Annotated in this window: 1 protein-coding gene; it reads right to left on the bottom strand. The window is 69.7% G+C overall.

The window, feature by feature from the left end:
* Positions 1-7 precede the first annotated feature (7 nt).
* Entirely contained in the window at positions 8-11,047 is an 11,040-nt protein-coding gene (locus ACK8N7_RS35290) for an amino acid adenylation domain-containing protein (protein WP_500445151.1), read from the bottom strand.
* Between the last annotated feature and the right edge of the window lie 70 nt (positions 11,048-11,117).

Raw genomic sequence — 11,117 nt, 5'->3', positions numbered from 1 at the left:
GCCGCGATCAGATCGCGAGCGCGGTCAGCTCTGCGGTGCGGACGCGTAGCCGCTCCAGTTCGCCGCCCGGCACCGCCGCCGGTTCCTGGACGTCGGCGGGCACAGCGTCCGGCGGCACGGCCGTGGGGAGGATGATTTCGTCGTCGCCCAGAACGATGCCCCGATCGTTTAGCGCGGGACTGAACTTCATCAGCGTCAGCCTGCTGACCGGCCCCGCGCACAGCCGTTCGATCGCCGCCGTCAGCTCGTCCGGCTGGATGAGCGGCGCCTGCGCTCCGACCACCGCGCCCCGCTCTCCCTCGGTGGGTGCGTTGTTGAAGCAGTAGCCCAGGTTCAGCACCTTGCCGGCAGCGCCGTAGTGGCGTTGCACCGTCGGTGCGAACGAATCGAGGAACGTGCAGGCGGCCGCGTAGTTCGCCTGCTTGATGGCTTTGAGGTAGGAGTTGATCGAGGACAGGAACAGTGCGAAATCGAGCGAATCACCGCCGAACACCTGCATGCACCGGACGCTCGCGTCGACCTTGCCGCGCAGCACGTCCTCGAACTGCGCCTCGCTCATCCGGGCCAGGCTCGCCCCCGAGAACACGAGGCCCGAGTGGATGACGCCGTGCACCGCGCCGAACCGTCGTACGATCTCGTCCTTCGCCGCGCGCAGGGACGCGAGGTCGGTGGCGTCGGACCGCAGGTACAGCGGCGCAGGCCCGTCCCCGCCGGTCGCCTGAGCGATAGCGGCTTCGACGCGCGCGTCCTGCGGCCTGCGTCCGAGCCACACCACCTGGGCGTGGTACCGGCGGATCAAGTACTCGCTGATGACCGTGCCGAGGCCGCCCGCCCCGCCGATGATGACGTAGGTGCCGCCCTGCCGCAGCCGGGACGACGTCGGCGAGGACGGCTGAACAGTCATCAGCCGCTGCCCGTGCCAACGGCCGTCGCGGTGGATACGCAGGTTGCCGTCCGGGGCCGCGGCCAGGTCGAGCACCGCGGCGAGAGAAGGCGCGTCGTAGTCCTCGACGTCCGCCACCCGCACCCGCCAGTCCGGGTACTCCTTCGCAGTCGACCCCGCCAGGCCGGCGACACCGGCGTGCGCCGGGTCGACGACCTCGGCCTCATGGACGGCGTGCGCCCGCTCGGTGATCAGGGTCAGGCCCAATGAGCGATCGCCGTACCCTGCGGCCAGAAGTGCTTTCACTGTGCGGAAGGCATGCAGCGAGCCGCCGGCCTGGCCCTCGACGACGCTCGCACCGGACCGGTCGTCCACAGCGCTGGGCGCCACCCAGATCAGATGGTCGAGTTCCGGGACCGACCGGAGGGACGTCTCCAGGTCGTCGTGCGTACTCTGCGACGGGTCCGCGACCACGTGCGCGCCTGGCAGGCGCGCGATGAGAACGTCCCGCGCCTGCCCTGGGGACGCGATGATGCCCACTGATTCGGAACCCTGCGGCCACGTCGCGGATTCCGTCCGCTGAAGAGGATCCCACACCGGCACCAGAGTGGTGACGCCGTCCGCCGGGTCCGGCGTCTGCTCGGCTCGACGGCCTGCGATGCCTCGCAGCCGCAGGCATACCGTGCCGTCGTCGGTCGCGAGGTCGATGTCGATCCGGTCCGCGCCGCGCGCGTCCTCGGCACGGCGGATCAGGGCCCACATGGTGGTCGCGCCGGGGGCGAGGACTTCGGCCGACTTGATGGTGAACACCAACCCGACCCGATCGTCGCCGTCGAGCAAGCGCATGCACTGCATCGCCGAGTCCACCAGCGCCGGGTGCGGGACGAGGCCGTCCATGGTTCCTGACGCCGCGCCGGGCAGCCGCAGTTCGGCGAGCACCGCGTTGTCGCCGCGGTGCACCGCCACGACCCCCTGGAACGTGGGGCCGTAGGCGATGCCGCGATCCCGCCACTCGGCGTAGAACCGCAGGGGGTCGAATTCCGTGGACCGGAAATCCCGGAGCAGCGCAGGCAGATCGAGCGCCTGCGCAGCCGTCGGCTCCGCGGCGGACACCTCGCCCTGACAATGGAGAACGGGCTCGTCTCCGGCGGACTCCGTTGAGGACACCATGAACCGGGTGACGTCGCCGTCGGCGCGAAGAGCCACCCTCAGTGCGCGCGGCACCCCCGACACCGAGAGGGGTCGCAGGAAGACGATGTCGTGCAGGCGAACCGCGTCGCTCGCGGTCCGCCTCGCCGCTGCTGCGACCCACTGCAGATACATGGCCCCCGGGGCGATCCCGGTTCCCTGCACCTGATGTTCACGCAGATAGAACTCGTCGCCGGTGAGGACTCCCCCATCGCGCCGCGGCCCATCGTCCGCCGCCGCGCGGATCGGCAGCGCATAGCGTTCCCGCTCGAAGGGGTATCCGGGCAGCGGAACGCGGCGGTAGCGGCTGTCGCGGAACAACTCGGCGAAATCCGGTGCCTCACCGTCAAGGAACTGTTGGGCGAGTGCCTGCAACCTGGAGTCTGCGCTCTGCGCCGGAATGTCCTGCCCGGAGAGCCAGGCAGTGCACCGGTTTTCCAGTTCCGCGATATCCCGGACCACACTCGCCCATCGATGCCGCAGGTGCCTGCGGCCGAGCAGAAGTGTGTGGCTCACGTCGCCGGCATCGAGGTCCGGGTGCTCGCGGCAGTGGCGCGCGAGCCGGGCCACCTGTTCGCGCAGAGCGTGCTCCGTCGCCGCCGACAGCGCGATCAACCGGGCCCCGTCCTGCCTGCTCCGCTGCGGCGTGTGCGGCTGCGACGGCTGCTCGATGACAGCGTGGGCGTTGGTTCCGCTCGCGCCGAGCGACGTGACCGCGGCGCGCCGCTTGCCGCCTTCGGGCACGGCCCATCGCCTCGGCTCCGTGTGCACGAAGAACGGGCTGCCGGCCAGCGCGACACTGGAGTTCGTCGCGGTGTGGTGGGGCAGACCGGGGATCACCTCGTGCCTCATCGCCAGCAGTGCCTTGATGACGCCGATCACGCCGGCCGCGGCCTGCGCGTGGCCGATGGAGGCCTTTGTCGAGCCGAGCGAGCAGAACCGCTCGGCGTCCGTGAAGCCGCGGAACGCGCGGTCGAGCGCCCGGAATTCCACCGGATCGCCGAGCTTGGTTCCGGTGCCGTGTGCCTCGACCAACCCGATCCCCGCGGGGTCGATGTCGAAGTCCTGATAGATCTGCCGGATCAGCCGTTCCTGCGAGGTCCCGTTCGGCGCGGCGATCCCGTTCGTCGTGCCGTTGTGGTTGATCCCGATTCCACGGATCACGCCGTGGATGTGGTCGCCGTCCGCCTCGGCGTCCGAGAGCCGTTTGAGGATCAGCGCACCGACTCCCTCTGCGGGCACGAATCCGTCGGCCGCCTGGTCGAACGAACGGCACCGGCCCGTCGGGGAAAGCATCCCGGCCCGCGACGCCGCCAGATACAGCCGCGGCGAGTTCTGGACGTAGACCCCGCCCGTGATCGCCGTGGTGACCTCGCCCGCCCACAGCGCCTGACACGCCAGGTAGAGGGAGACCAACGAGCTGGAGCAGGCGGTGTCGACCGCCATCGCCGGCCCGTGCAGGTCCAGGTAGTACGCGATGCGGGACGGCACGAGCGAGTTCATGTTGCCCCACAGTGCCTGGCCCGGGTAGTCGGACGGCCCCGTCAGATCCAGGTAGTCGCCCGCAGCGCAGCCCACGTAGATACCGCACCGGTCGCGGTCGAGCGACTCGCCCGCGTGGCCCGCGTCCTCGAGCGCCCGCCACGCTTCCTGAAGGAACAGCCGCTGCTGCGGCTCCATGTAGACGGCCTCGGCACCGGAGATCCCGAAGAAGAGCGGGTCGAACTCGTCGACGCCGTCCAGGAGACCGCCGTCCAGGCAGACGCTGCCCAGCGACGCGAGGTCCCAGCGGGACACCTTCGAGACGGCGTCCCGGCCGGAGGCCAGCAGGTCCCAGAACTCGTCGGTATCCCGGGCGCCCGGGAACCGGCCGCTCATGCCGACGATCGCGACGGGCTCCCGGCCACCGCCCGACGGCTCGGATACCGCGGACGGCCCGGATACGGCGGACAGCCCGGATACGGCGGACGCCTCGGGTACCACGGACGGCCCGGGTACGGCGGACGCCTCGGGTACCACGGACGGCCCGGGTACGGCGGACGCCTCGGATACCGCGGCCACGATGGCGGCGCCCTCCTCGTCGACGATGAAACTCGTCAGCCGCCTGATGGACGGGTTCTCGAACAGCACGCTCGGATCGAGGTCGGTGCTCAGCGACTCGTTGAGCCGGTGCACCAGGGAGACGCCGGTGAGCGAGTCCAGTCCGTAGTCGGCGAAGGGCTTGTCGGCGGCGAGCTCATCCGCAGTCAGCTTCAGCGTTTCGGCGAGGATCCGCTCGACGGTCGCGCGGACGTGCTCCTCGAGCGAACCGGGCGCGGCAGGAAGCGGATCCCGGCGCGGGACGGGCGAACCGGCGCGCGCCAGCAGTACCTGCTGGCCCAGGTCGCGGGCGGGCTCCGCCAGCAGTTCAACCGTGTCGAACCCGCACTCCCGCAACACTTCGCGCCACGAGTTCGAGGACAGCGCCGGTCCGCCCTGGATACGCCTTCCGTCCGTGAACCGCCACCATCCTTCGAGGAGCCCGAAGGTCAGGTGCGACCACCAGTCGTTCCGGGCGAGCTCGTTGAGTACGAGGACTCCGCCGGGCCGCAGCAGTGCTCTGGCATGACGCACTGCCTGCACGATGTCCTTGGTGGCGTGCAGGACGTTGTTGGCGATGACGATGTCGTAGTCGCCCGCGGTAAGTCCCTGTGCGCCGGGCTCCCGCTCCACGTCGAAGGTCGTGAAGGACAAGTTCGGCACGTGGCCGGCGAACCGCCGCTCCGCGTCGATCAGGAACGCCTTCGAAACGTCCGTATAGCAGTACTCGGCGAGGTCGCGGCCTCTCAGCTGGGCGAAAACGCGCTCGCTGGTGCTGCCGGTGCCCGCTCCGATCTCCAGCAGCCGGATCCCGTCGCGGCGGGCGTCCACCTCCGCGCGCACCGCGCCGGCCGTCACGTCGTTGAAGTAGTCGGCCGTCGCGTTCCCCCGGTACGCCGGTTCGACCAGCTCGAAGGAGCCGCCCGGGAACATGACCGCCGTGGCCTTAGTCCGCCCGGACAGGATCGCGGGCAGGGCCTCGACCATGCGCTCGGTCAGGCCGGTCTTGGCCGCCAGCTCCGGATCTTCGGCACGGACGTCCTTCCACGCGCGCCAGGTGCGCCACGCCTGTTCGAGGCCTGGCGCACTCTTCCTGGGCGCCACGAATGCGCCCTCACTCACGAGTTCTCCGTGGCTCAGCAGCACGGTCACCGTGTGGTCGAGCCACTGGGCGAAGGACGGCGTGATCCTCTGCCCGATCAGGTCGCGGCGAACGGGCGCGTCGAAGAGTCCCGCCGCCACCAGCTGTGCGAGCACGAGCGGGCGCGAGAGGCTGTCCATCTCGTCCGTGGCGGACGTGCGACCGGACAGGAACGTCTCGACGCTCTCAGGCCTGGCCGCGGCCACGAGCAACGATGCCGCGTCGAGCGGGTCGGTGACCCGGGGAACCGACACGGCGTCGAGCGGGTCGGGGCTCCGAGGCACCGGCACCGCCTCGGCAGCCGGCCAGTACCGTTTCGCAGCGAACGGATACGTCGGCAGGCTCACCCGCAACGGCGGATTCGCGCCGTGGTAGACGCGCCACTCGACGTCGATGCCGTTGACCCACAGGGGCGCGATCTTGTCCCACTCCCCGTGTTCGAGCCACCCGGCGACCAGGTCTCGCAGCTCCCCGGGGCGACCGAAGAGGCCGAGCAGCTTGTCCTCGGGCCGTCGGGCCGTGCCTTCGAACACCGTTCCGCGCGCCCCGCGCTCGTCGTAGTCCTGAAGGGTTGCGATCAGCCCGTCGACGTCGTTCACGACGAAGACCACTCGTTCGGCCATCGCCCGCCGCCCGACCTGCAGCGTGTACGCGAGCGACGCCAGATCGCCGTGCGCGTCCCGGTATCCCGGCAGGAACTCCAGAAGCTGCCGCGCGAGGACGCCGAGCCGCTGCCCGTCGCGGGCCGAGAGGATTACCGCTTGGGGGCCGGGGCGTCCGGCGGCCCGCGCACCGGTCGGCGCCTGTTCCAGTACGGCGTGCACGTTGGTGCCGCCGATCCCGAAGGAGCTGAGTCCCGCCCGCGCGGGCTTATCGCCGTCCAGCGGCAGATTCCGGTCGGCCACGAAGAACGGCGACTCGTCCCAGTCGATCTCCGAGCTCGGCACGTCGCTGTGCAGGGTCCGCGGAACCTCTCCATGCTGCAGGGCCAGGGCCACCTTGATGAGGCCGGCGATCCCCGCGGCCGCGTCCAGGTGGCCGATGTTGCTCTTGACCGAGCCGATGCCGCAGTACTGGCTGCGTGCCGTGTAGTGGCGGTACGCCTCGGTCAGAGCCGCGACCTCGATGGGGTCGCCGAGCCTGGTGCCCGTGCCGTGCGCTTCGACGTAGCTGATAGTCGACGGGTCCGTGCCCGCCTTGTCCAGCGCCTTGCGGATCACCTCGGCCTGGCCGCGCACACCGGGCGCGTAGAACCCCGCTTTGTCACCGCCGTCGTTGTTCACCGCGACGCCGCGGATCAGGCAGTAGATGTGATCGCCGGCAGCGATCGCCTCACTGGCGCGCTTGAGGACGACCACGCCGACACCTTCACCGCCGGACATGCCGTCGGCGGCGTCGCCGAACGCGCGGCTGCGCCCGTCGCTCGAGAAGTTCAGGCCCGGCTGGTGCACGTATCCCAGTTCCCCCGCGGAGAACAGGCTGGCCGCGCCGACGATCGCCTGGTCCACGTCGCCGGCCAGGAGTCCCTGACAGGCGACGTGCACCGCGCTCAGCGCCGAAGAGCAGTTGGTGCTCACCGCCATGCTGGGGCCACGCAGGCGCAGCTTCGTGGAAATCATCGTGGGCACCGTGCCGCCCTGGGCGAACAGCCACGCGGCGTAGGTCTCGGAGCTCGCCAGGACCCGCGGGCCCGACGCGTTCGCCATCAGAGCCGGGAGCAGGGCCTGGTAGAAGTTCGTGCTCGTGGACGTGGTGACGCTGGTCCCGGGAACGTCCTCCGGGCGGTAACCGGCGTCCTCCAACGCCTGCCACGCGTGCTGCAACAGCAAGCGCGCCTGTGGGTCCATGAACTCGGCGTCGCGGGGGGAGATGTCGAAGAACGCCGCGTCGAACTCCGCCCTGCCGTCCACGACCGACCGCTGCGGCACGTATCCGGGTCGGGTGATCAGCGCCTCCGGCACTCCGAGCGTACGCAGTTCCTCGGCCGACCATGACGTGGAGCCGCTGCGTCCTTCCACGAGCGCGGACCAGAATTCGCGGTGGTCCATGGCTCCCGGGAACCGGCAGGAGATGCCGATCACCGCGATCGAATCATCGAGCGAGGCGTCGTCGGCCGCCGGAGTGGCATGGCGCGGATCAGGGTGCTGCTCGGGTTCGACCGGCTGCGCCGCAGATGCACGCCCAGCAGGCAGCAGCCCCGTCAGGTGTCGGGCCATCGTCGCGACGGACGGGTGCGCGAAAACGCTGGTGGGTCGCAACGAGGAGCCGAACTCGCGGTTGATCCGCTCCACCGCCTCGATGGCCGCGAACGAGTCACCGCCGATGTCGAAGAAGCCCGCGGCACGATCGATATCACGCGAGCCGAGCACCTCTTCGAAGATCCCGCGCACGGTCCGCTCGATGTCGAGCGCGGCCACCGGGCTGTCGGCGGCCGGGAGCGGCACCGTCCGGGCGGTCTCGGTCAGCTTCGCCCGGTCGACCTTGCCGTGCGCCGTGAGCGGAAAGGCGTCCAGGGCCACGAATGCGGCGGGCAGCATGTAGGCGGGGAGGGTCTTGGCGAGTTCCGCGCGCAGCAGCGCGGCGTCGACCGGCGCGTCCCCGTTCCCGGCGTAATAGGCCGTGAGCCTGTCCGACAGGCCGACATGGTCGAGCAGGACGACGCTTCGGCCGATCTCCGGGTGGGCATCGAGCACCGCCTCGATCTCACCGGGTTCGATGCGATGGCCGCGCAGTTTGACCTGGTTGTCCATCCGGCCCAGGACGACGATCTCGCCGTTCGGCAGTCGGCGCGCGCGGTCGCCGGTCCGGTACAGCCGTCCGGGCGCGAACGGGTTGTCCAGGAAGCGCTCGGCCGTCAACTCCGGCTTCCGGTGGTAGCCCAGGGCCACCCCGTCGCCTGCGATGTGAAGCTCGCCGGTCACGCCTACAGGCAGGGGACTCATGTTCTGGTCGAGGACGTACAGCTGGGTGTTCGCGATGGGGCTGCCGATGGTCACCGGCTCCTCACGGCGCAGCCGCTTGGCCGCCGACCAGATGGTCGTCTCCGTGGGCCCGTACAGGTTCCAGGCCTCGCCGCGCGCCACGAGTTGGTCCTTCAGACCGTCGGGTAACGCCTCGCCGCCGCACAACACCTTGACGCCCTCGGTGTTCTGCCACCCGACGCGCACCAGCATGGCCCAGGTCGCCGGAGTGGCCTGCATGATGGTGGGCCGCCAGTCGGCGACCTTTTCGGCCAGCAGCGTGGCATCGGCGACCGTGGCCGATTCACCGATGCAGACCTGGCCGCCGGTGATCAGCGGGAGGTAGAGCTCCAGGGCGGCGATGTCGAAGCTGTGCGTGGTGACGGCCAGCAGCCGGTCGTCGGAACCCACTCCCAGCGTGTGCGCCATGGCCAGCAGGAAATTGGTCAGCGCCGCGTGCGGAACTACGACGCCCTTGGGCTTCCCCGTGCTGCCCGAGGTGTAGATGATGTAGGCGGCCGGAGGTGTCGAGGCTCGCGAGTCCGGCGAATCGGCGGTCGTCTCCCCCGCCGCTGCCCGTGCCTGGGCGACCTGATCATCCTGGCGATCCGTCGGGTACAGCCTCGCCTTCGGCGTCCCCACGGCGGCCAGCCTGTCCATCACCGCCTCATGGCAGATGACGAGTTGCGCGCCGCTGTCCTCGACCATGTAGGAGAGGCGTTCGGCCGGCAGCCGGTCGTCCAGGGGCAGGTACACCGCGCCGAGCCTCATGACGGCGAGGAGGGCCACGACAAGGTCGAGTGACCGCTCGTAGCAGACCCCTACGACGTCCCCGGGGCCGACGCCTTGACGCGTCAGCGCCTGCGCCAGCGCCGAGCTGCGGTCCGCGAGTTCGCGATAGGTGAGAGTCCGGTCCCCGCAGGTGACCGCCGGGGCATCCGGGTTCGCCTCTGCCTGCTCCGCGAAGAGGTCCCAGCACGTCCGATGCGCGGGAAAGTCGGCCTCGGTGCGGTTCCATGCCTCGATGACGAGGCGCCGTTCCTCGTCGTCGAGCAGGTTCAGCCTGCCGATCGGCGACTGCCCGTCCGCGTCGAGGATGCTGTCCACCAGGGTGGCGAAGTGTTCCGCCATGCGCGCGACGGCGTGGGCCGAGAAGGCGTCGGGGTGGTATTTCCAGTTCACCAGGAACCCGTCACCGGGAGCCACGTCCACCGTGAGGTCGTACTCACCCAGCTGGTACAGCCCGTCGACGAGCTCGAAGTCCGTCTCGCCGGTGGCGCGGGCCCGCTCGCCCAGGTATCCGGAGAGAGCGGAATCCTGGTAGTTGTACACGATCTGATAGAGCGGCGACCGCGGATCCGCGCCCCGGGCACCGAGATCGTCCACGATCCGGTGGAACGGGTAGGTCCCGTGCTCGAGTACTTCGAGCACCGTGGACTGCACGCGCCGGGCGAACGACGTGAACTCCTCGGAGGCGTTCGGCCTGCTCCGGACGGGCAGCGTGTTGACGAAGCAGCCGACGACCGGGTCGAAGTGTTCCGTGGGGCGCCCGGCCACCGGCATCCCGATGACGAGGTCCTCGCTTCCGGTGTACCGGTGCAGCAGAGTCAGGAAGGCCGCAAGGAAGAAGATCCCCGGGCTGATCTCATGTGAAGCGGTGAAGGCCGCGATGGCGGCGGCCTGCTCTTTCGGCAGCCGGCTGGTGTGTACCTCGCCCACATGAGGCGCGTCCGGCACCAGAGCCACCTGCGAGGGTAACCCTGTGAGGACGTCCGCGCCGGCGAGCTCCCGCACCCAGAACTCGCGGTCCTCCTCGGCGCGTTCGCCGGCGAGTGCGTCCCGCTCCCACGCGACGAACTCACCGAATGAGGCGGAGCCCACCTCGATCGGCACGTCCCGCCCCTCGACCCGCGCCCGGTAGGAACTGAACAGCGTGTCGATGACGAGACGCCCCGACACTCCATCGATCACGAGGTGATGAACGACCAGCAGGACGTACGCCTCGGACGCGGAGCGACGCAGGACAGCCAGCCTGGTCAAGGGACCACCGGACAGGTCGAACGGCCGCCTCGCCCTTTCCTTCAAAAAGTCCAGCACTCGACCGGAGGGCACATCGGAGATGTCCACGTACTCGACGGAGAAACCGTCCGCGTCTCCGTGGGACAGACGCGGCCCGTCATCCGTCTCGCGCACCGCGGACGAGAGAAGCGGATGCCGGGAAAGCGTGTCGCGGAATGCGGCCTGAAGCGCCGCGGTATCTACGTCCGCAAACGAAAAGCACACGGGAACGTTGTACGCATACGTCTCCGGCTCCATCTTGGCAAGTGCCCACAGGCCGCGCTGCCCCTCGGACAAGGGAATGTCCACGCGTCTGTCGAGCTCGGCCAGTACCTCCGTCGTCGACATCTCGCCGTCGGCATACATGCGGGCGAGCGCGCGAAGGCTCATGACGGGCTCCTGTGGTGATTCGACGTACGGCACCTCGACCAGATCACACGCGGGGGTGTCGAACGACTCGGGATGGTCCGACCGCTTCGGCACGCTCACCAGCGCGTCGGCCAGGTCGTAGGACCAGCCGTGGTGGGTACAGGTGCAATTGCGGATCGAGCCGAAATCGGCGCGGCACACCAGGGTGCCGCGGTAAGGGCACGAGTCGACGCACCCCGGTAGGTCGATCGAACGCGACATCTCGGCCGGGCGCTTGAGGCCTGCGCGCAGCAGCGAGCAGCAGGCGCCCACGGATGTGCCGTCGGTGTCATGACAATCAGTATGACCCGCATACCGTTGCGTGTTCATACGTCTGTTCCACTGTGGCACACATCACTTATGCGTTTCGGCCGGAAACGGACGCGGTCGCCAGCCTGTT

Origin of the sequence: Streptomyces griseobrunneus, from assembly GCF_046713465.1 — a bacterium.
Taxonomy (GTDB): domain Bacteria; phylum Actinomycetota; class Actinomycetes; order Streptomycetales; family Streptomycetaceae; genus Streptomyces; species Streptomyces microflavus.
This window is presented reverse-complemented; position numbering and strand designations above follow the sequence as displayed.

What these genes read in the sequence shown, in the direction of transcription:
- ACK8N7_RS35290 (WP_500445151.1), bottom strand. Translation starts at nt 11,047, where the DNA reads ATGAACACGCAACGGTATGCGGGTCATACTGATTGTCATGACACCGAC.